The following is a 22,146-nucleotide window of genomic DNA, read 5'->3' as shown; positions in this document are numbered from 1 at the left end:
ACACCGCATTCTAAAAAAGAAAGTGGAGAATATGTGTAAATGGAGGGTGCTGTTCAATGTGCGGGTGGGGAATGAAACATCTTTTTGCGCAGCAAAACACAAACAAAAATCTTGAATCAGCATTCACTATAATAGATCAGGCGATTTTTCGTGCATAAAAAAAGGGCTGCTCAAAGTCAGTTTTCACAGACTTTTGAGACGGCCCACTTTTTTATTTCAAATCTTCAATTGAATCAATCTCAACATATTCAGGGACAACCAATCCATTCTTCGTTCCTTGTAGGTTTGGTCCAAGGTCAACGATATCGTTCTTATAGGTATTATAATATTCGAGATGGGTACTGGGCAGCCATGCAGCTACCATTGCATCGGCACTGCCGTTGGCAACACTTGCAAACATTGGACCGACTTCTACTTGACTCAGTGTAACATTGTAGCCATTCTGCTCGAGAACCCTGCCAATTACATTTGTACTGGCGATTTCTGTATCCCAGGCTACATAAACAAGCTTGATCGGTTCATTATTCCCTGCCTGGGCCCCGTTTGTCCATTCCGCTACTTTATCCTGATGAGCGGCAATCCATTCTTCAGCAGCTTCAGCTGAATCCATCCCTTCTTCAACATGGACCATTACTTCTTCCATATCGCTCGTTTCCCAAGAGAATTGATCAAGGATTTTATAAGCGCCGGGAGCATCCTGTTCAAGTCCTTTTCGAGCGATTGTATTAATATCTTCAGATCCGCCAAAGGTTTCATTCGGGTCATCAAGATATTTCAAGTCAAATGAAGAAAACATCCAGTGCGGTGACCATCCGGTAATAATAATGGGTTCTTTCTGATCGTAGGCTTTTTTCAATTCAGCAACCATCGCTGCAGAAGAACCTTCAACAAGCTGCCAATTATCCAGCCCGTAATCTTTTATTGCATTTCTAGCCTGCGTCATGATGCCGGCTCCAGGTTCAATCCCGATGATTTTATAGTCGGTTTGGGCACTGATTCCACCAGGGTTTTCTGTTGCAGCTTCTTCTTTTGTAAAGGCTAAAATGAGGGCAGTAACTACCACAAGCACAGCTAAAATTGAAAAAACAATTCTAGGGCTGATAATATGCTTGTATGCGGGATTTCGTAAGTTTTGCGAGATCCGGTCGAGAGTGATCGCGATGAAGACAATGGACAAGCCAGCTTCAAAGCCTTGTCCTACGTTAATTTGACTGACAGCCCGGTAAACATCTGCCCCAAGTCCAGGTGCTCCAACTAATGAAGCAGTCACAACCATAGATAGCGCAAGCATAATACTTTGGTTAACTCCGGCCATAATCGTCGGAGTTGCCAAAGGCAGTTGGACTTTGAACAATTTTTGGCTGCTGCTTGAACCAAACGCATTCGATGCTTCAATTAAATCGTTCGGCACTTCCTGAATTCCAAGGTTGGTCATACGGATTGTCGGAGCAATCGCAAAAATAAACGACGCAATAATTCCTGGCACTACGCCTATTCCAAAAAATAAAATCGATGGAATTAAATAAACAAATGCCGGCATCGTTTGCATAAAATCTAAAATAGGTGTAACGATGTTTCGCACTGATTTTCTTTGTGCACACCATATTCCGACCGGTATCCCTATAACGACAGTGAGCAATCCTGACAATATGACGATGGCAAGTGTTTGTATACTTGAGTCCCAATAACCAAGATTTTCAATCAACAGTAAGCTGATTATCGTAAATATTCCTAATGGCCATTTGCTGGTATAGGTAACCAAGAGGGCTAAGACTATCATTAATACGATCGGAGGACCTGCACTTAATACATCAACGAGGATATTTAACAGCCCCTCAATGGCGGTGGTTAGAAATGAAAATAATCCTGCAAATGTAATGGTTATCCAGTCCACTAGGGAATCGATCCATTCTCCTAATGGGATTTTTTTTATATTCACTTGATCAATCACTCTCCATTTCATTCAAGGAATCCTTATTGCCCGCTAAAGCACCAATTACTGCTCCGCGAATAACAATTCCCTTAATTCTTTTCTCTTCATCAATGACCGATATGGGAAGACTGGAGGTTGCCATCTCTTCCATAAGATCTCCAAGTAATGCACCCTCCGTAACTGTCGGCATATCGGTGGTCATAGCTTCAGAAATGGACTGGTTTTGATCAATTGCCTGACGTGCTTGTTCAGCAGTCAGCACCCCTAATAATTTCTGTTTGCGGTCCACAACAAATATGCTCGAATAGCCTTGTTTGCGCATAATTTCCAGTGCAACCCTCGGGCCTCGGTCCGCACCGATCTTCTCCGGCCGTTTCATCACGTGCGAAGCCGTGAGAACTTTTGATAAGTCTACATCTTCAACGAATTTTTCGACAAATTCATTAGCTGGACTCATCATAATTTGTTCAGGGGTGCCCAATTGAATGACACTGCCATCTTTCATCAGCGCAATTCTGTCCCCTATCCGCAGTGCTTCATCTAAATCATGCGTAATAAAAATAATCGTTTTTTTGTATTGTTCCTGAATTTCAAGTAGTTCATCCTGCATGTCTTTACGGATTAACGGATCTAAAGCACTGAAAGCTTCATCCATCAATAAGACTGTGGTATCACTGGCGAGTGCCCGCGCAAGGCCTACCCGCTGTTGCATTCCGCCGCTCAACTGTGAGGGCAGTTGATTTTCGTAGCCCTTTAAACCGACGACTTCGAGCGCCTTCATTGCTTTTTCACGCCGTTCATCAGCAGGGATTTTCTGAATTTCCAGCCCATACTCTGTATTTTCAATGATCGTTTTATGAGGAAATAGGGCAAAGTTTTGAAAAACCATGCTGATTTTTTTCTGCCTAACTTCCCTTAATCTAGAGCCATTCATCTTCACGATATCTTCATTTTCAATCAGAATTTCTCCGATTGTAGGATCGATCAGCCTGTTAAACATACGGATTAAGGTAGATTTTCCGCTTCCGGACAAACCCATGATGACAAAAATCTCACCAGGGTAAATGTCGAAATTCACATTATTCACGCCGACTGTCTGTCCTGTTTCTTTCAAAATTTCTTTTTTTGTTTTGCCTTGCTTCAATAAATCAATAGCTGCTCTGGGAGATTTCCCAAAAATCTTCGAGACATTTCTAACTTCTACATACGGCTTCATCAATTCACCTCATTGTTAATTGCCAACATCATATTCAGTTTTGCCGTTTTTTCTCGTTTTATGCTGATAAGGACAAGAGCCTATGTGGAACTTCGACTACGCGTTTTTATGTCCGCTAGTCAACGTCGAAGTCAGCACATGTAGCTTATTGAAAAACGGCTACGTTAGTTACCTCGTTCTGATTCATGTTCTGTGCAAGTCCCTCATGATTAGCTAGACAAGACTCGCGGGGACGATTGCTTGCGCTAGCCTCCAACATTCATTAAAAAAAGATTCCCATAAGAAATTCTACGCTTAAAAGAGTTTGTGATTAAATGAGCATTCTAAGTAGCGAAAAGAGGGAAAAACACAAATGAAGAAACGAACAAGCATGGCGTATAAAATGGAATATAACGATGGTTTTTACTTACAAAATATTGTTCAGTTCCGGTTGGGGTTTACACGTACAATTCTGAAAGTACTTAGTTACCTTAACAAAGAAAGAATAAATATTCAAACGAAGAGGTTCGAAAGTCTAGCGAATACGTGCTAAAAACAAATTTGAACTACCGCCACTTAACACGCCTGCAGGTTGTTTGAAAGGCTGTGTTAATGAATAATGTTGATTTTATTGTTAAAATAATACAAACAGGGCATGTTAGTTGAAGAAGGAAATGAATATAGACTTAGCCGAACTCAACAAGATAAATTGTATAGATTTAATGAATTTAACAAACATATTCAATTTCCGAATTGAAGGATACAATTAAGCTATATAAAGATAAGAACGTGGGAATAAGGAACAAGATTTCAATTGTTGCAAAATACCTTACTGATAATTCTGAATCATTGGCTATTAAAATCGTTGATGATATTCTTCAACGATTTGAGGTTGAATTTCCTAAAGAGGAAATAAAGTATTATAACGGTGTTTACACTGAGTTTATAGAGTTATTGGCCGAGTCTATTATGTTAAATGAAAATAAAATGCCGCATGGTTTTATCGAAATGAGCAAAAAAAATGGAGAACGTCAAGCAGCGCTAAAGGGAAGAATTTCAAGTATGATAGGACGCTATCCTGCTATTCGATTAGGTTTTATCGAACAAATCACGAAAATTTCTACAGAGCATGGACTTTCTACAGAGGATACGGTCACGCTAAATAAAACGGTCAACCATATGCTCGACGTCAGCGTTACAGAGACCATACTTGCCTTTGAACGACAAACAGATCATCTTCTTGATGAAAGAGAAAGAGAGATTAATGAAAAACAAAGAGCGATTAATGAATTATCGGCTCCCATTGTACCTATTCAAGATGGGATTGCGATTCTTCCATTGATTGGGACCGTTGATTCATACAGAGTTGAACATATTTTGAATAAGGTTTTACCAGATATCCCCGGGTTAAAAGTTGAGTGCCTTATTATTGATTTTTCTGGCATTGTGACGATTGATACAGACGTTGCCCATCATTTGTTTAGAGTATATGATATTCTTCGTTTGTTGGGAATAAACGTTCTTTATACTGGCATTCGCCCTGATTTAGCTACAAAAGCGATTAGTGGGGGGATCGATTTTTCATCGATTAAGACATATGCAAATGTTAAGCAGGCAATAGAGAATATGAAGTAATATCTCAATTGCAATGACGATTTATTATATACTTTTTTCTTTTGTTGAAATATCAACATTTATGTAAAGAGCATTCAGAATGAAATTCTCAGGCGAGCAATGCTTAAACCTTTATTATCGATGATCAGTATTATGGTAAATACGAATAAGTGTACAGGATCTAGAATCAACCCCCTTATTATTCCTAAAACCAAAACAACAAGGGAGTTTTTCTGATTTTGTAAAGTTATTTTGTTCTATTTTTTGTTGGTTGTTAAAATGTTTTTGCCAGCTCTTGAGCGTGTTTAATTGCTTCTGCTTTGATCTCCTGTGCCCGATCCGGGAATTGGTTATGACCTTCTACAAACAAGCCGTCAAAAGAAGGAATTCCAAAGAATTGCATGACCACACTTAGGTAGCGGTGCCCCATTTCCATATCGGCGGCTGGACCTTCAGAATAAACACCTCCGCGTGCCTGGATATGCAGAGCCTTTTTGTCTGTCATAAGACCGACTGGTCCTTGTTCTGTATATTTGAACGTTTTTCCAGCTACACACACAGAATCAATATAAGCCTTCATAACAGGAGGGAAGGAGAAATTCCACATAGGTGTGACAAAGACGTATTTGTCCGCAGCCACAAATTGATCAGACAGTTCGGAAAGACGGCCTACTTTTGCTTGTTCTTGATCAGATAACTCCCCAAATGTGGTTCCTGACTGAAGTTTCCCCCAGCCGCTGAAGATGTCATTATCAATATGAGGAATATTTTCCTGATATAAATCAAGCCGAATAACTTCATCATTTTGATTTACTTCCCGATAGGCGTCAATAAAAGCCTGGCCAACAGCCATACTGTAGGATTGTGATTCATCATGTGGGTGTGCCGTGATAAAAAGAACATCTGCCATAAATTATATCTTTCCTTTCTTTACTTATAAATTTGTGCTGCCTCCTTATGATGTATGTATTTCTTTTTTTTATTCCCTACGAATGAAATGCGGTCATTTTTCAGGAGTGTCAAGGTCTTAATCAGTTGAAAGGATAAGAAAAGAGATGAACAGCCGTGGCAATACATCCATGAAAAATCGTTGCCTTGATCATAAATGTTAAAAAGGCAGATGAATGCAGCTGGTTTCATCACTGCACGCTGTATTCTCGAAAATTCTAAAAAGGGTATTAAATCAAAAAAAGGCAATCCCGATTGCCGGGATTGCCTCTTTGTTATGCTAGTGGAAGCGACTTTTGTTCTGCATTCTTGCTTTTTGAACTCATGCCTAATCCTTTAAACTGATTCATGATCTTTGTCCGTGATTTTTCATTTCGGAGAAGGTAGGCAGCTCCAAGTGCCAGTGTTGTCATCATTGTTTTATTTCTTGCCATTATACGCACTCTCCCTTTATTAAGATTTACTTTAGTATTATTCCCTCTTGATTATAAAGTAAACAAGCGCCAAGCTCCGATAATATACAAGCGAAAATAATGATGATCTCTTTACTTACTCCCGAAGCAATAAGACCAAAATAAACATCAAACCGCTTTTAGCCGCTCAATTCCTTTCTGGATATCTGCTTCGGACAATCCGCGTAAATAAAGCAGCTATACACAAAACACGCGTTCAGTTTTACTGCATAAAAAAAGCGATTCATCCCCTGCCAACTCATTAGGCTCTGACCTCTACATTCCTTGAGAAAGGGGGTGTTTCGCTTATTTTTTGATAAAATTGATTAAACACTTATTACTAATGAATCTGGGGGGGCAGGTAAGTGATCCAAAAAAACGATCCCCCTGATTTTTATTTCATTTTCAAGCAGCTGGATAAAATCTTCGTCTAATTTTAACCTAACAGCATCAGTGTATGCTGCTAGCAAATCTTTATCTGATATTTTTAAATTTTCCATAATGCCCCCTGATTCACAAGGCAGTCCAGCTATCATAGTCATTTGACCGTAGACCTGAAACTTTGCGTCCTAACCTTTCGGCTAGTTTGCCTTTTTCTGAATTTTTGTTATTATAATTATTCGCAGAATTAAATAATAATTAATAAATGAAAAAATGTCATTAACATTTCATGAAAAAAATTTAGTTTTTAGCATTTCTCTAACAAAATTCACAAAAAAATAAATTTTAAACAGAACTGAGCCGCGCTTTTCCATTCCAGATCTGTGGTTTGATGGGTGAGGTTCACTTTTGAGTTATAATTTTTTAATATTCTCAACAAGAACAATGATGTATAAACCAATAGAAGCAATTTCTCTTTAGAGTAAGTGTATACATTGTCTGACCAATTGGCGAATAAAGAAAAAAGTCTTAATCATTTAAGTGCAGACTGTGAAAACTGTTTTGGTTTGTGCTGTGTAGCTTTGCCTTACGCAATGCTGATTTTGCAGTAACTTTATTGGTGCAAAGTTAAGAAAAGCGGACCTTAAAGGAGCTAACTTACGGGGCGCTTTGTTGATAGCAGCTGACCTCATTGGAAGTATCTTTCTCAATCAGGCCCAAGTACACTCGGCTAAAGGCGATATTCGGACTAAGCTGCCTTCTTCGTTGAGCATTCCTGATCACTGGCTCAAAGTGGAAGGATAATAGATTCTGACTTAGTGAACGTAGCATCCTTCGTATCATGCACCGGAGAGCCGCTTCTCTCGTATGACACCATCCGGGAAGCGCACTGCCCTGCTTGCCCCACAAAAGCTTGCTGGGAAAAACGGCCATCCAGTCAGTGCGCAAATCAGCCCGATTTCGCTGTTTTTTCCAAATTTCTGTTTCACTCCAGGTTGAAATTCATCTTAAGGAGCTTGAATGCAGCTTGGCGATCGTTTCTTTATCACACATCACAAAAAGCTGTGTCTTGGAAGGAATTGGCTCATCTAATTTCTGGTTTACATGAAGGTCCGTATGATCTGCCACCAGCGTAGCCCCTTGCTCAAGAAGATCCATAAAAGCGTCACGATATGTTTTCCATTCGGCCCGTTTTGGTATTTCATAGATACTTTCTCCATACTGCCTGCTCATCAGTTCAGAATAGATATGCGTTACACCATGAGAAAACAATGAGCGTACTGCTGCATGCGAAATCATTTCACGGGTTGGGATAAACTCATCTACATTCACACGCTCAAATAAGCGGATATGTTTTTGATTAATGACTTCAGCAGTGATATGGATCGATATGTTTAATCGTTCTTCAATGGAAGTAATAGCCGTAGCAATCAGTAACGTTTTTCCGTCGACCAGCAGCGGATCTTTTGTCGCACCATTGACTTGCAGGGTTTCTTCGGCAAAAATGATCACGCCTTTTGCGTCAGGCAGATTTGCCTGCATCAATGTTTCTTCATCAGCAGCGTCTCCACGAACATAAAACAGGTGCTCTTCCATCATAGGCGCTTTTTCCATCTTATCAATGAGGACAATGTCAACGGTTTGATCTGATCTAATAATCTCGTGTACGGCGGCTTTTGACTTTTCATTCCATCCAATTAAAATAATGTGATGTTCCCCTGTATATTTCATTTTTCCTCCCACTTTCAATTTTTCAATCCGATAAACTGATTCCAGAATGTTCCCAATAAATACACTGACCATTCCAATCCCCGTAATATAAAGGAAGATGGTAAAGATTTTCCCGGCATTTGTAACGGGTGCATAATCCCCAAAACCAACTGTGGCCAGCGCAGTCAGCACCCAGTAAACAGAAGTTAAATAAGAATCGAATGTTTGCGGTTCTATTAATAGAGCGATATAAGCAGCTGCCGCTATATACAAAAGAAAAAAAGGAAAAAAGATTCGACTTCTTAACTTAATCAGGTAATAGATTATTTTTTTCATGGAAATCCTCATTTACATTCTTCCTTTTGCCTAGGGCTTTTTCACTCTATCTTTCCCTTATTCAGTCACTGCTAAAACATATAAAAAAGGGAACTCCGCTGTTTATAGAAGTTCCCTTTGTAACGAACCTTTTATTTTAAGGAAGGCCTTTAAATTACTATCATTCTTCTACTCTCCACATTCGTCAAGCATAGGGAGGTGGGAATACAGTAAACTTTTCTTCAAGAATTCATTAGCTGAACAGTTCATTCCGTAAATTATCCGGCATAATCCGTTAACTTATCGCACCATACTGTGTGAAAATGGGCATCCGGTGACACATCATCTGACTAAGCAATCCCCTCTCACAAAAGAAATGGAGTGATGTTGAAATGAATTTTTTTATGATTTCTCGCATGCATAGCCATCTTTATCACAGTCATGCTTCTCATCATAAGCTGGGTGGCCTTTTTTCACGCCGTCCAGATACTTTGCTTTTTGTTTTTTAGAATAAGACGAAAGCGGCATATTTGAAAAAGGCTGTTGTGAAAATCGTTTGTAAGGGCATGCTATTCCCAATTCACATTTCATAAAGGAGTCGTGTCTGTGGGAAGACGAGGCAAGCGAAATAAAAAGCGAAGGAAAAGCCGGTTTTTATTAGGTTTCTTTTTGCTCGTGCTGCTGATTGGGGCAGGGATGGCATTTACGGTCTATCAGTCCCTCCAAAATACGTTGAGCGGGGAAGTGCTGCATTCAAACAAGCGGGCGAAGGATGTGTCATTGCAGAAGGAAGAAACCTTTACAGTTCTTTTGCTTGGCGTGGATGAGCGGGAAGGGGACGTAGGCCGTTCCGACACTATGCTATTTGTGTCCGTAAACGGGGAAGATAATACAGCGAAAATGTTAAGCATTCCACGGGATACACGTGTAGAGATTACAGGAAAAGGGTCAGAAGATAAAATTAATCATGCCTATGCATTCGGCGGTGTGGAAATGGCCGTGGAGACAGTTGAAAACTTTCTTGATATGCCGGTGGATTATTATGTGGAAATGAACATGGAAGGCATGAAAGAAATTATAGATGCTGTTGGCGGTGTGGAGGTGCAAAATGATTTTGCTTTTTCCAACGAAGGTGATCATTTTGCTCAAGGACGCATTACATTAAGCGGATCTGAAGCATTGAACTATGTACGGATGCGCATGGAAGATCCAAACGGCGACTTCGGCAGACAGGCCCGGCAGCGCCAAGTGATGAAAGGGATTTTAGATAAAGGGAACGACCCGGCAATAATTTTAAAATTCACAGATGTAATGCAGGCAGTTGGGGACAATGTACAAACGAATTTGTCGATCAGAGACATGCTCGATATTCAAAAAAATTATGCATCAGCCCGTGATCACATTGAAACCGTCACAATTGACGGTATCGGTACAAGAATTGGCGGCATTTACTATTATGTAGTGGATAATAAAGAAGTATTACGTGTATCGAATGAGTTTAAAGAACATTTGAATTTGAAATAAAGAGGCTGCTAAGAAGCTGGTTTAAATTTGCCGTAATACTCTGCTTGACTCCCATACAATTGAGAGCGGTATATAATAAAACTCTCCCAGAGAAAAGGGAGAGTTTTAGGAATTTCAACTTATTTATCATTCGCAAGCCCATCCATCTTTATCACGATCGTGTTTCATATCGTAAGCAGAGTGACTTTTTTTATGCCGTTCTGTTTGAAGACGTTGAATTTACCAAAACTTGATATTATAAAGTGCATCTAACGATATAAAACCAGGACCTGACAATGCGATTCCTAATGCGACGGCGATTAATACCAAATTATATTCAATTCCACCTTTATCAGAAAACAAACCATTTTTTCCATGTACTGTTTTAATAGCAACAATCATCGGAACAATGATTAATATGGCAGCCAAAGGCGTAAGGAATCCCAACAAGAATAGTATTCCTCCAATGAATTCACCTAATCCAGCGAACAGAGCCATAGGTTTACCCGGCTTTATACCGATTTGCTCGAAGAATGCACCTGTTCCAGCAGGTCCACCACCTCCAAACCATCCAAATGCTTTCTGCGCTCCGTGTGCAGCAAAGTATAGACCAACGACAACTCGTATAATTAAAAGTCCAAGAGCTTCCATCACAAATACCTCCAAAATAATTTTCAAATTAGTTGTTATAGCAACTAATTTGAAATTTTATTTTAAAGTAAAATAGTTGGTATAGCAACTACTTTTTTTGCTTAATTGCTCATCTGTCACTCCTTTATTAACTGCACCTTCGCCCGTCCGAGCTGCCCACTCGGATACCTGAGAGAAAACACGGGCCTCATTTTTGAGATAAGACAGCTTTTCCAAATGGAAGAAGACATTTTCGATCAGCCAGAAGAACCGGAGTTTTTCGAACAAATGAAACTATTTTAAAGAGATAGCAGCTTTGGCGGAGATTGGAGAGTTGAAAACAGTCAAAATTGGTAGTGAGGATATATGAGCAATGTTGCCAGCTAAAGCTGAATTATTTAATAAGAAGGCATAAGCATATATTCGAAGAGGATAATGTATAAAACTAGAAAAAAAAGAAATAATGAAAGACAGCAAACTGGGGGTGAAAGCCTTGTTAAGAGTAGGAGAGTGGAAAACAGTAAAAATTGGCGATATGACAGCTGTCGGATATGTGAGTAATATCGTGCAAAGCGGATTTTATGGATACAGAGTTGAATTGACGAAAGTGATTTGGATTATGGACGGTAAATACCTTTTCAAAAAACCATCGCCCGGCATCTTCACAGAAGAGCAGCTGGAACCCATTGGCGATTTTTGGGACAAGCAACGGGACAGGGAGACGCTGGTCGATCTGGCGTTATTAACGGGTGACAAACAGTGGTTTGAAGAATTGACGGGAGGAAAATTAAAATGGCATACCGTAGAGCAATAATTGAACAGCAATGGACACCGGAACAAATGGCAGCGTATTGCAAAAAGTTTGAAGCAAATCGTCCGGCCTACGTTAGAGAAGCATACGAAAGGGTAGGCAACAGATTCTCTTCACGGGGGAAGCTGACGGTCAATTCGAATGGAAATTTGAGTAAGGCCCAGTACAAAAAGTTTGTTGCAAAAGGATTGAGTGATGAACACGTTTTAGCGAAGTATCAGGATTTAACTACTGGAATGCTGGCAGCTGCAAAGAAGCGGTGGGGGTTTGCATAAAGGGTTTGCATAAAAAAACAGCCAGGCGAGGGCCTGGCTGAAAAATGATTTCGAGTTGAAGGAGTTGGGTTTTTTAAACTGACAGTACTAGTATGAACCACTTGATAATAATTTATACAAAAAAGCCAAGAAAAAATTCCCCGGCTCTTAAAATATTACTCACAATTCTATTTTAACAGACCAGGGGCTCCTCTACTATGAAAGATATCACAATTGAACCTTCCATAATGCAGCGGATTTCGGGTATTCCTCCAATCGTGGATACACACTGGAGAAGAAACAAGGAGATAAATGGCTGCAGATAAAATACATCTCAGATCTAGCGTTTCAAGATATCTCATGTATTTCTTTCACTCGCTGATCACTAGGGAGCAGCCACGTAAACACACCAAGTATAGGCAAAACACTGCAAAACAGCATAATAAATTGAAGGCTGTACACATCAGCTAACTTGCCGAAAATGACTGCACCAAGAGCCCCCATACCGAATGCAAGACCGACAATTAAACCCGAAACGAGACCGATTTTGCCAGGAAGTAATTCTTGTGCATAAACGACTGTTACACTAAAGCTGGACTGAAGAATAAAGCCGATCAAGATTAACAGCGGTGCCGTAAATGCCAGTGGAACGTGGGGCAATAACAATGTAAACGGAACGGAACCAAGCATAGAAAACAACAAAATATTTCGTTTTCCGAAACGATCGGCCAACGGACCTCCAAAAAATGTGCCAAATACGCCCATGATCATAAATAAAAACACATAGAGCTGGGCACTTTTTATCGATAAATCAAATTTTTCAATTACATAAAACTGAAAATAATTTAAAACGCCAGCCCCATACCATGAACGGGCGAATACAAGAAAAATAAGAAGAGCAATGGCAAAAATAATTTCCTTATTCAATTGAAGAGTTCCTGATGCTTGTTTCTTTTTCATTCGTTTGCTCTCAGCAATTTCGCTTTTATACCACTTAGAAACGCCGTATAAAACAAAAACACCCAATCCTGCTAAAAGAACGAACCAAAGGGATCCGAGCTGGCCCAGCCCAATAAAGACAAATGCGGTAAATAATGGAGCCATTGACTGCCCCGTGTTCCCGCCAACCTGATAAATGGATTGAGCCAATCCTCTTTTTCTCCCGGCCGCCATGTAAGCTACACGTGAGCCTTCAGGATGGAAAATAGCTGATCCCAATCCTACAAACAATGCGGATCCAATAACGAAATAAAAATTCGATGCCACTGCTAAACCAACCATGCCAATCATACTTAAACACATCGCAATGGGCAGTAAAAAGGGAGACGGCCGCTTATCTGCAATAACCCCAAACACAGGCTGCAAGAGGGATGATGTCATATTAAGTGCAAAAGCAATCCAGCCCATTTGGGTGTAGTTCAGATTCATTGATTTTTTAAGAATCGGAAATAAAGCGGGTACAACGGACTGCATACAGTCATTTAAAAAATGCCCTAGGCTAATCGCAAAGAGAATCCGATACATTGTGACAGGCTGTAGTTGATTCGTTTTCGCTGTTGCTTGCATATGTACTTCCTCCAATCATAAAACAATTGTTTGTGTAAAAGTGTTCTAATGAATCTTAATATGCTTGTACTTATTAAAATCTTGTGCTGTCGTATTAATCATTTTCAAAATAATGAAAGCCCTTTTAAATTTTATCACAGTCATGCTGTAAAAGAGCACCAATTTTTCTGTATAATTGTTTAAAGAAAAGAGGGAGTGTTTTCCTGAAAAATCAAATTCTTTGGCGCAAACTTGGCAAAGCCTGTTGTACAGCTCCTGTTTTTTAATAGATATTCTTTGCCTGTAAGAAACCTCATATTGTTTCTAAAGCCCTGTGAGATTATAATGACAGAAGATAGACATATATTTTCTTTTTATAAAACTATCTATAAATATTTATTTGCATTACATTAGGAGAGAAGGAATATCACTTCCGCCTGCTCACCTTTCCAAACGCTTTATATTCTTTAAAATGGAAAAGTGCTGAATTAAAAAAAATAAATGGAGATTATAAATGGAGACTTCCTTACATGTCGATTTTTTTCGATTTTATAAAAATAATGAATTTCTTAAAAGCATGTTTGATCATTTAAAACTATCTGTTTGGTACAAAAATGCAGAAGACAATTCTTTTTGGGTTTCAAATGAATGTGCCAAAATTTATGGATGCAAACAAAGTGATTTCGAAAACGATCCCCAAATATGGGAACGTTTTGTTTTTTTAGATGACATCCCTATAGTAGAAGATCATACAAAAAAAGTGTTAACAGGCAGATCGTCTACTATTGAATATAGAATTATCCGTTCAGATGGAATGGTTAGATGGGTTAAAGAAACTGCGAATAGTATAGCAGACGAGCAAGGGAACGTGATTTTACACACAAGTATGGTTCTTGATATTACGGAACTCAAAACAGCAGCCCTGCATTCAGCCCAAAGCCACGAGTACGATCCTCATCTTATTGAGCTGTCCCCCCATTCAGTTTTATTGCACAAAGATGGCGACAGCAAAGCAGAGAACTTAACTGATTTGACTTTTCATAATTTAGTTATGCCGGTGGAAAAAGATCAAATAGACAATTATTTTGAACAAGTGAACTATAGGGAATCTATTGAGGCAAATAACCGCTTTGGCAATATGAAGCGTGTTTCTTCGGATATTACATATCAAGTAGAGACAGAAAAATCAAATAATTATGAGGATTTCTATGATTACTTAACCGGTTTACCTAATAGAAATATGCTGCATTCCTGCCTTTCAAATGAAATTTCCAGAGCCACTGAAACGAAAAAAAGCATTGCCGTTCTGCTTCTTGATCTTGATCAGTTTAAAGTAGTTAACGATACATTAGACCATACTATAGGAGATATTCTTTTACAAAAAGTTGCAAGACGGTTAAAGTCCTCTATTCATGATAATGATCTTATTTTCCGCCAAAGTGGAGATGAATTTATTATTGTTTTATTAGACGCTGATCAAAATGTTGCCTCAAAGGTTGCGGAGCGAATTCTTGATGCTCTTGCAATACCGTATATTATTAAGAGTCATAATATTCTTACATCAGCAAGTATAGGAATTAGCTTGTTTAAAGAAGATGGGGAAACAGCCGAAGAATTGATCAAACATGCTGATTTTGCTATACACCAAGCAAAAAAAGCTGGTAAAAATACGTATGAGTTTTATTTTTCAAATAAAAGCGGGCTCAACCTGAATCCATTGAAAATGGAAATAGATCTTAGCAAAGTGATTGAACGTGATGAATTATTATTACACTATCAACCAAAAATAAACTTAAAAACAGGAAATATTATGGGTTTTGAAGCTTTGCTGCGCTGGAAACACCCGGAGTGGGGAATTCTTTTTCCTAATTCTTTTATTCCTTTTGCCGAAGAAACCGGATTGATCATATCTATTGGGGAATGGACTTTGTATCATGCGTGCAAACAAAATAAATCATGGCGCCAAAAAGGTTTTTCAACGGTCATAGCCGTTAATTTATCAGTCAAACAGCTTATTCACCCCGATATGGTGACCATGATTGCCAATATTCTGCAGGAAACAGAGCTTGAGCCCTGCTATCTGGAGCTTGAAATCACTGGGAATATTAAGATGGACGCTGAGCGCTTTCTTTTGGCCTTGCAACAACTTAAGAATCTTGGTGTGCTGATAAGCATCAATGATTTCGGAACAGAATTTAGTTCATTAAACTATTTGCAACAATTTCCTGTTGATACCTTAAAGATTGACCAATCATTTATCCAAGAACTCCATAACCATTCTAACGAGGAAGCCATTGTAAAAAACAATATTTTAATGGCCCATAACTTAAAGTTAAATGTCATAGCCGAGGGAATTGAAACGGCGGAACAACTTGTTTTTTTGCAGCAGCATTTATGTGACGAAGGACAAGGATCTTTCTTTAGTCCCCCATTGCCTGCAAGTGAAATAGAAAAAACATTTCCAGAAATCCAGCAGCTTGTAAAAAAGCATGGGCTTCCTCAAGACGTAAATGAACAAATGTGGACCAAAGAATTACTAGACAGGGCACAAAAAGAAATGCAGGATACGATTCGGTTGCAGCAGGGAATGACCTTAAAGTTCAAAAAAATCAATGGCCGATTCATTCATACATTATGTGATGGACAGCTGCTGTACCGATTAGGCCTGACACCTTCTCAAGTCGTAGGAAAAGCGCTGCATGATTTTCTGCCCACTGAAGCGGCAGAAAAGAAGCTGAAACATTACCAAAAGGCATGGGAAGAAGAAATAGTTGTTACTTATGAGAGTATGTTTGTTAATGGTGTAGCGTATCTTACTGTTTTGTGTCCGGTTAAAAAAGGAGGAAAGGTTGTCGAGGTAATCGGTTCAGGCGTAGATATCACAGCTCGGAAACAAATCGAGGAAGCGCTGCAGGAAAGTGAAAATAAATATCGCCTTATCGCTGAAAACATGACAGACTTAATATGTTTACTAGACAGCAGCGGACAAGTTGTTTATTCCTCACCTTCACACGAAACAGTTCTTGGTTTCCCGCAGGAAGAGTGTGGCGGAGATAAAATAATGATGAAAATGCATCCAGAAGACGTTGGATTTTTCCATGAGCAAGTGGAACAGATTGTGAAAACGAAGACCTGCTCCCAGGTGGAATTTCGTTTTTTACACGCTGACGGAAATTGGCTGTTAATTGAGTGTGTGGGGACGCCCGTCGTTGGAGAAAACGGGACGGTGGAACACGTTACGATGGTAGGAAGAGACATTACAGAAAAAAGAAAAGCAGAAGAAATGCTGTTAATGTCAGAGAAATTAACCGTAGTAGGGGAACTTGCTGCAGGCGTCGCCCATGAAATAAGAAACCCGCTTACTTCCATAAAAGGATTTGTTCAGCTATTGCAGCAAGGAATAATAAAAGAGGAATTCTTTGACGTGATAATGGAGGAATTTGACCGTGTGGAGGGCATTATTAAAGAATTTCTTACTCTCGCGAAGCCGCAAGAAATTCAATTAAGGAAAGCGGACATTAACAAAACACTGTATGATGTTGAAATGCTGCTAAGGTCAGAGGCATACTTACAAAATGTACAAATCCGCCATTTAGCAGAGCAATATATTCCGCCATTTATGTGTGACCCCAACCAAATAAAACAAGTATTTATTAATTTAATTAAAAATAGTATTGAAGCCATGCCCAACGGAGGAATTGTGACCATCAATGTCATGATAGAAAGCAGCAGTGTATTAATAAAAATCATTGACAATGGGATTGGAATCAATGAAGAACGCCTTCAAAAATTAGGAGAACCTTTTTTTAGCAATAAAGAAAAAGGAACCGGTTTAGGTTTAATGTTATGCTTTAGGATTATACATCAGCATAAAGGGACAATTACATTTAAAAGCAAAGAACATCAAGGCACAACAGTTGAAGTGAGGCTGCCTCTTTTTTGAAAAGCAATAAACGAAATTCCTGCAAAAAAAATGTCTGCCGGTCAAGTGAATGAAACGCCCTTTGATGGTCTTATTATTTTGCTAAAAGAAAAGGGATTGAAAGAAATAGCATGTTGGCTATCTTAATGGCCAACTAAAAGTCTTTAGGCATCATACTCGGAAGTTTGGAGAGAATACTGCTTGAAGGTAAACTGGACAATCGATGGAGTAACCCTATTTCAAGTTTAGGCAGGACTGGATGAATGAACATGAAGTCTTCACTATGATGAGGCTGGCAGGAGAGATCGAACAATGAAAATTGGGGATTTACTTGCGATGACAAAAAAGGAATCGCTTGAAGAAATAGCTAAAGAATACTTAACGATTGGCAAGACGGCGGCGCGCCAAGCGCTCAAAAATGCTGGCTGTTATTGCAAGCGAGGCTCCCGTGGCTGGTATCACGACAATCTGCCTCAAATCGCGGAACGTTCGATTTATGATTTTGTGCCGGCGCGAAAAGCGAGACCTAAACCGAATTCTGACAACGAAAAAGCAATAAAAGCATTAATAGCTAAAGCAGATTCACAGATAAGGGCAGAAACAAAAGAAAAAGCTGACCGTGAAAATGAATATGACGAGTTTGATGCGATTGATCGCATTTTATTTCGTGAAGAACTGATGAGGGACCATAAAACGTATAAGGGATTTTATTGGGATGCAGACATAATCGAGTTCATCGAAAGCGTCAGTGATGAATACCAAAGCGAGCTGATGAACGAAATTGTGCGCAGCGTTCTTACCAGGAAAGGTGTTCTTTAAATGTACTGCCACTCATCCGAGTGGTAGTTTTCTGAATTATGAAACTGTGCGGTTTCCAAATACGCATACACGCTACCGATCGCCCATGCAAGCTGTGCTTCATCCAAAGAGTCAATCATTGAATATAAACCGCTTCGACGCGTTTGATTGGCGAATAAGCCACTCCGTTCAATTCGAAGGACTGAGGATCTGTGCCTGTAAACTGCGGCGTCACATTCACTTCATCTATGACTGATGGGGTGCAGCGTGCTTTAGGCAGAAAACCGCGGGATTTTTCAGATTATGCTAGAAATACAGCTGCAAAAGGGGTTTGGGATAATTAAAAATGGTCGACAAAATTCTTTTTTTATAACATTTGCATCTATTTTGGGTTCCGGATTGATGGCTGGGCTGTTTTTCGCATTTTCTACATCTGTCGTCACAGCTCTTTCACGACTCTCGCCAAATCAGGGCATCACTGCCATGCAGTCAATAAATGTAAGCATACTTAACAATAGAATTAAAGATTAAACTCTGAATAAAAACCGTATTTTTTGATGTTTTTTCACTGGAAATCAGGTAAAATATAATTATGAATAATTAAAAATTAAAGGCAAACTAATTGAAAGATTAGGACGCAAAGCCACGGATCTAAGGTTTTTAGAAACGATGACAGCCGGGTTGCAGAAATGGACGGACCACATCGCCATGAGTGACAATAAAGAACGGCTTATTTTCAGTCAGGAGCTCACTCGTTTATATGGCGATTGTGAGCGTTGTAAAGATAGTAGAATTAAAGAGGAAATATTGAAAGAGATTAACATTTTAAAAGAAGCTATCGAGTTACTTTTACAATAATTTGGAATGTTATACAACATCCATTATATGGCATTAGAAGTGAAACAATAAAACAAGTGCGATCCTTTTTTGTTAAAGGATCGCACTTGTTTTATTTATCTGGGAATTTGACTGTAATGTTTTAAATCATTACGTTGTATTGAATAAAATAAGGGAATAGTCATTCGTCATTCTAAAAGCAGCTTTTAAGTAACAGACCGCTTATTAGCAGGTCATAAGAAAAAAGCTGATCGTATGCCTCGACCAGCTTGAATAAAAGGGAACTGTAGTATCAGCTGTGTTTAGTCGCTTGCGGCTCTATACTGATAATTTCATCAAAATAATCCCATGTGTCGATTGCCCGCTCTTTTCCTATATTCGTTAAAGAATAACCGTAGCCCCGTCTGTGAAGGAGTTCTCCGGATAAGTTAATACGGTCGATGATAAATGAGTCATACATTGATTGAATGACCTTTCTGATTCTCGATAAGGTCACGTCCAAACGGTCTTCGAGCTCTCCTAACGATAACCACCCGCCGCATTTTGCTAATTCTTGTATTACTTTATACTCCAGCAGCCGATGAACGTGGTAGCGCAGCGTTTCATCGTCCCGCAGAAAATATACCATACTTTCATTTTCCACATAGTCACCGTGCCGACGCCTGCAAACTCGTCCCTTTTTAAATAAATCGAGCATCACTTCTTTTAAGGTGCGAATGGAAATACCTGTTGCTGATGATATGGTTTTTAAGGTTCCACCTTTGTTAGGCAGTTGGTCCATTTTTTCAATGATATAAAAAGACTCCCGCTCTGAATTTTCTTCCAGCGTATATAAATATCGCTTCCTTCTGCCGGAATATTCTTTTTTTCGGGACAAGTATCCTTGTTTATAAAGACGATACAGGACAGTTGCTGTACTTGTCGGTGCAAGGTTAAGCAAGGCAGACACTCTTTCTGCAGAATACTTTTGCCCATTGGATTTAAATAATTGATATACCTGCGCCATTAACGGTGACAGCTCTTCATGCTGCGATTCTGGGTAAGGATTAATCCCGTAATATACATAGCGCGAAGTTTTACGTCCATTTATCGTGGAAGTTACTTTGTGCCTTTGAATTTTCTTCTCTTTTATAAGCACGTTTAATAGACTGTTTGCTGTAGCCTCTTCCATGTAAAGCAGATGGGAAATCTCCTTGACGGTATATGGGCGATCGTCTTCCCAAAGTAAACGCCAAATGGTTTCCTTTAATCCCAGTCTTGTGGGAAACCTAGTATGCGAGTCAAGTCTATGGGTATTTTCCGAACTTGATGACCTGCTCATAATCCAATCTCCTCCTTGTTGTTTAAGCCCACTTTCTAAATACGCTAAAACAAAACGACGAATGAATGGCTATCTGTTCTGGTCTTTGTATACTCCTGAATTGCTTTCATTACATACGTTAAAATGCCATTTCTAACAATTTGGACTCCCATGACAACTTTGTATCCGTTTACCCGGTTTTTTAACTGTTTTAACGTAAAGCCGTTGATTTCAATTCATTGATGAAAGAACATCTGTTTTTTATAGTAAAGAGAAATGAGGCTAGTACACAAAAAAGAGGGCAGATGCAGTGTTTCAGGAAATCGATAAAAAAAAGAAACGTCCAGCCAGGTGTTTATTTCCGGAGCAGAAAAGTTCTACCTGAACCGATTCTGCTAAAAGAAAAAATGGAAGGGCTGAGCGGAGTAGATAAACATGGAGAAAGCTAGAAAATTGAAGATGGTCAATTAGTGAACCTTCATGTGAATATAAGCTTTCTTTTCAGCAAGAAGGCAAAAAAACAAAATGGTATCTTTACGATTGAGATTTCATTTTCAACAGCCAGCGCGGTAAATTTTATTATCCATAATCTCGAAAAGGCATTCATTTGACGACCTTGACAAGTAGTTTAGGTTTTCTTGAAAGCTAAATTCTTTCGGGATCGAAATAATCAATTCTTCCCCACGATTTTCCCATTGGGTTGTTTTCATTTGCTCACTCCTCATGAATGTTATTGTAAGCAATGGCTCACTGAAAGTAATTACGTTATCTTGCTCTTACATTAGAAAAATGCTTGTTTGTTCCTTTTTGCGTGTATACTTTAACTAGAGGTGATTGTGATGGGAACAACCCGGAAAAGAATCCCTGAAGAGTACTGGCAGGCCATTGCAGATTGTAATTCAGCGTACGATGACACGTTTTTTTATGGCGTGGAAACGACCGGTATTTTTTGCCGCCCATCCTGTAAATCCAGGGTGCCTAAAAAAGAAAATGTGCGCATTTTGAAAAATGCGCACATAGCACTTCAGGAAAATTTCCGTCCATGTAAGAGGTGCAAGCCGGATAGATTAAAGATGCCGGCAGAAGAGTGGATCGGGCAGATCATGGAATGGATTGATGTTCATTATGCGGAAACACTGACTCTGCAGACGCTGGCTGATGTTTTACACGGCAGCCCCTACCATTTGCAGCGTCTGTTTAAACGTGTAATAGGGATGTCACCGACCGAGTATATTCAGCACGTCCGCATGAAACAAGCGATGCAGCTTCTTGAAGCCACAGACCGACCGATTGCACACATTGGCCTCGCTGTCGGATTGGGGAACACACCGTATTTCACCACCTTTTTCAAAAAGAAAGCAGGATATACGCCATTTGAATACCGAAAAAAGAAGAGGAAAGAGCAGGTGAATCAAGATGAACGAAAAGAAAAAACTCATTGAATGGTCGATCATGCGTTACGAAAAATGGCACCTATATGTAGCGAAAACGGAAAAAGGAATCTGCTATGTCGGGTCACCCGGCCAGACGTATAGGGAATTGGAAGCCTGGATAAAAAAACGGTTTCTCTCTGCAGACCTTGTCGAACATGATGATGCCCTAAAGCCTTATAAAGAGGAATTGCATGCGTATTTTAACGGGACAAGCCGTACGTTTAGCTTGCCAGTTGATGTGCATGGCACATCCTTTCAAGAGCAAATTTGGGAAGCGCTCAAGCAGGTGCCGTATGGAAAAACCTATTCGTATTCAGATATCGCCGCATTAATTGGAAAACCATCTGCTTTCCGGGCGGTTGGCACAGCGATCGGGGCCAATCCGGTGCTCATTACGATTCCGTGCCACCGTATTGTCGGGAAAAATGGGGCCATCACTGGCTACCGGGGTGGTCTCGAATTGAAGCAGTATTTGCTTGATCTGGAAGCAAATCAAGAAGGTGGGAGCCATAGTTAACTCAATCAAAAACAAAAGTAGAATCCTTGAAATGGGGACGCATCCATG

General features: G+C 39.5%; 21 protein-coding genes, 2 pseudogenes and 2 riboswitches. Of the genes and pseudogenes, 10 read left to right on the top strand and 13 right to left on the bottom strand.

All coding sequences use genetic code 11. From position 1 onward, the window contains the following. Positions 1-211 precede the first annotated feature (211 nt). Together NLX67_RS16375 and NLX67_RS16370 are read right to left on the bottom strand one after the other, a co-directional pair. Positions 212-1,963 (bottom strand): glycine betaine ABC transporter substrate-binding protein, encoded by a 1,752-nt coding sequence (locus NLX67_RS16375; protein ID WP_254312589.1) that lies wholly within the window; start codon positions 1,961-1,963, stop codon positions 212-214. Next, complete coding sequence (locus tag NLX67_RS16370; protein WP_254312588.1) at positions 1,944-3,149, bottom strand: quaternary amine ABC transporter ATP-binding protein; 1,206 nt, start codon at positions 3,147-3,149, stop codon at positions 1,944-1,946. The genes NLX67_RS16375 and NLX67_RS16370 overlap by 20 nt, the downstream gene beginning before the upstream one ends. 768 nt (positions 3,150-3,917) lie before the next feature. Between NLX67_RS16370 and NLX67_RS16365 the strand changes: the two genes are divergently transcribed. Next, entirely contained in the window at positions 3,918-4,763 is an 846-nt protein-coding gene (locus NLX67_RS16365) for an STAS domain-containing protein (protein WP_254312587.1), read from the top strand. 253 nt (positions 4,764-5,016) lie between these two features. On the opposite strand, the gene NLX67_RS16360 is transcribed toward NLX67_RS16365, so the two are convergent. The 3 genes from NLX67_RS16360 to sda all read right to left on the bottom strand — a co-directional run bounded on the left by NLX67_RS16360 (position 5,017) and on the right by sda (position 6,642). Beyond that, positions 5,017-5,652 (bottom strand): FMN-dependent NADH-azoreductase, encoded by a 636-nt coding sequence (locus tag NLX67_RS16360; RefSeq protein WP_254312586.1) that lies wholly within the window; start codon positions 5,650-5,652, stop codon positions 5,017-5,019. A 313-nt stretch (positions 5,653-5,965) separates the two neighbouring features. Then, a complete protein-coding gene (locus NLX67_RS16355; protein ID WP_254312585.1) occupies positions 5,966-6,124 on the bottom strand; it encodes a hypothetical protein in 159 nt (52 codons plus the stop codon). A gap of 344 nt (positions 6,125-6,468) precedes the next feature. Continuing rightward, positions 6,469-6,642 (bottom strand): sporulation histidine kinase inhibitor Sda, encoded by a 174-nt coding sequence (gene sda, locus NLX67_RS16350; RefSeq protein WP_254312584.1) that lies wholly within the window; start codon positions 6,640-6,642, stop codon positions 6,469-6,471. 16 nt (positions 6,643-6,658) lie between these two features. Continuing rightward, a riboswitch (cyclic di-GMP riboswitch) is annotated at positions 6,659-6,743 on the bottom strand. A 386-nt stretch (positions 6,744-7,129) separates the two neighbouring features. Here sda and NLX67_RS16345 point away from each other — a divergent pair. Then, a pseudogene (locus tag NLX67_RS16345) lies at positions 7,130-7,327 on the top strand (pentapeptide repeat-containing protein); the annotation flags it as partial. Positions 7,328-7,525: 198 nt separating this feature from the next. Here the strand turns inward: NLX67_RS16345 and NLX67_RS16340 are convergent. Further along, positions 7,526-8,569: a potassium channel family protein gene (locus NLX67_RS16340; RefSeq protein WP_254312583.1), complete on the bottom strand. Its 1,044-nt coding sequence runs from the start codon at positions 8,567-8,569 to the stop codon at positions 7,526-7,528. 381 nt (positions 8,570-8,950) lie between these two features. Beyond that, on the bottom strand, positions 8,951-9,076 hold the full coding sequence (locus NLX67_RS16335) for an excalibur calcium-binding domain-containing protein (RefSeq protein ID WP_254312600.1): 126 nt from the start codon (positions 9,074-9,076) through the stop codon (positions 8,951-8,953). Positions 9,077-9,154: 78 nt separating this feature from the next. On the opposite strand from NLX67_RS16335, the gene NLX67_RS16330 reads away from it, so the two are divergent. Continuing rightward, positions 9,155-10,072 (top strand): LCP family glycopolymer transferase, encoded by a 918-nt coding sequence (locus tag NLX67_RS16330; protein ID WP_309143142.1) that lies wholly within the window; start codon positions 9,155-9,157, stop codon positions 10,070-10,072. Between the two features lie 126 nt (positions 10,073-10,198). Here the strand turns inward: NLX67_RS16330 and NLX67_RS23260 are convergent, their stop codons facing one another. Both NLX67_RS23260 and NLX67_RS16325 read right to left on the bottom strand, forming a co-directional pair. After that, positions 10,199-10,291 (bottom strand): excalibur calcium-binding domain-containing protein, encoded by a 93-nt coding sequence (locus tag NLX67_RS23260; protein WP_375143400.1) that lies wholly within the window; start codon positions 10,289-10,291, stop codon positions 10,199-10,201. Then, the gene (locus NLX67_RS16325) at positions 10,292-10,702 is read right to left on the bottom strand and encodes a DoxX family protein (protein ID WP_254312582.1); all 411 of its coding nucleotides are present in this window, start codon (positions 10,700-10,702) and stop codon (positions 10,292-10,294) included. Positions 10,703-11,174: 472 nt separating this feature from the next. On the opposite strand from NLX67_RS16325, the gene NLX67_RS16320 reads away from it, so the two are divergent. Together NLX67_RS16320 and NLX67_RS16315 are read left to right on the top strand one after the other, a co-directional pair. Further along, positions 11,175-11,495: a hypothetical protein gene (locus NLX67_RS16320; RefSeq protein ID WP_254312581.1), complete on the top strand. Its 321-nt coding sequence runs from the start codon at positions 11,175-11,177 to the stop codon at positions 11,493-11,495. Next, positions 11,474-11,767: a hypothetical protein gene (locus NLX67_RS16315; protein WP_254312580.1), complete on the top strand. Its 294-nt coding sequence runs from the start codon at positions 11,474-11,476 to the stop codon at positions 11,765-11,767. The genes NLX67_RS16320 and NLX67_RS16315 overlap by 22 nt, the downstream gene beginning before the upstream one ends. 327 nt (positions 11,768-12,094) lie before the next feature. Here the strand turns inward: NLX67_RS16315 and NLX67_RS16310 are convergent, their stop codons facing one another. Beyond that, entirely contained in the window at positions 12,095-13,312 is a 1,218-nt protein-coding gene (locus tag NLX67_RS16310) for an MFS transporter (RefSeq protein WP_254312579.1), read from the bottom strand. Between the two features lie 493 nt (positions 13,313-13,805). Here NLX67_RS16310 and NLX67_RS16305 point away from each other — a divergent pair, with 493 nt between their 5' ends. Both NLX67_RS16305 and NLX67_RS16300 read left to right on the top strand, forming a co-directional pair. Next, a complete protein-coding gene (locus NLX67_RS16305) occupies positions 13,806-17,234 on the top strand; it encodes an EAL domain-containing protein (protein WP_254312578.1) in 3,429 nt (1,142 codons plus the stop codon). 291 nt (positions 17,235-17,525) lie between these two features. After that, positions 17,526-18,032 (top strand): hypothetical protein, encoded by a 507-nt coding sequence (locus tag NLX67_RS16300; protein WP_254312577.1) that lies wholly within the window; start codon positions 17,526-17,528, stop codon positions 18,030-18,032. Here the strand turns inward: NLX67_RS16300 and NLX67_RS22875 are convergent. Then, positions 18,029-18,151 (bottom strand): hypothetical protein, encoded by a 123-nt coding sequence (locus NLX67_RS22875; protein WP_256519935.1) that lies wholly within the window; start codon positions 18,149-18,151, stop codon positions 18,029-18,031. The two genes, NLX67_RS16300 and NLX67_RS22875, sit on opposite strands and share 4 nt — an antisense overlap. A gap of 462 nt (positions 18,152-18,613) precedes the next feature. After that, positions 18,614-18,700, top strand: a riboswitch (cyclic di-GMP riboswitch). Between NLX67_RS22875 and NLX67_RS16295 the strand changes: the two genes are divergently transcribed. After that, positions 18,681-18,869, top strand: a complete 189-nt coding sequence (locus tag NLX67_RS16295) for a hypothetical protein (protein ID WP_254312576.1) — start codon at positions 18,681-18,683, stop codon at positions 18,867-18,869. (Overlaps the previous riboswitch by 20 nt.) Before the next feature lie 271 nt (positions 18,870-19,140). Here NLX67_RS16295 and NLX67_RS16290 read toward each other — a convergent pair whose 3' ends face one another. Further along, positions 19,141-20,169: a BlaI/MecI/CopY family transcriptional regulator gene (locus tag NLX67_RS16290; protein WP_254312575.1), complete on the bottom strand. Its 1,029-nt coding sequence runs from the start codon at positions 20,167-20,169 to the stop codon at positions 19,141-19,143. A gap of 545 nt (positions 20,170-20,714) precedes the next feature. Next, a pseudogene (locus tag NLX67_RS16285) lies at positions 20,715-20,858 on the bottom strand (DNA-3-methyladenine glycosylase); the annotation flags it as partial. Between the two features lie 129 nt (positions 20,859-20,987). Here NLX67_RS16285 and NLX67_RS16280 point away from each other — a divergent pair. Further along, positions 20,988-21,590 carry a bifunctional transcriptional activator/DNA repair enzyme AdaA gene (locus NLX67_RS16280; protein WP_254312574.1) on the top strand — a complete coding sequence of 201 codons (603 nt, stop codon included), beginning with the start codon at positions 20,988-20,990 and terminating at the stop codon, positions 21,588-21,590. Continuing rightward, entirely contained in the window at positions 21,565-22,098 is a 534-nt protein-coding gene (locus tag NLX67_RS16275; RefSeq protein ID WP_254312573.1) for a methylated-DNA--[protein]-cysteine S-methyltransferase, read from the top strand. Before NLX67_RS16280 ends, NLX67_RS16275 begins: the two co-directional genes overlap by 26 nt. Positions 22,099-22,146: the final 48 nt, after the last annotated feature.

Source organism: Domibacillus sp. A3M-37, assembly GCF_024213455.1.
GTDB lineage: Bacteria > Bacillota > Bacilli > Bacillales > Domibacillaceae > Domibacillus > Domibacillus tundrae.
The sequence above is the reverse complement of the archived record's forward strand: the minus strand, read 5'-3'. Positions and strand labels throughout refer to the sequence as shown.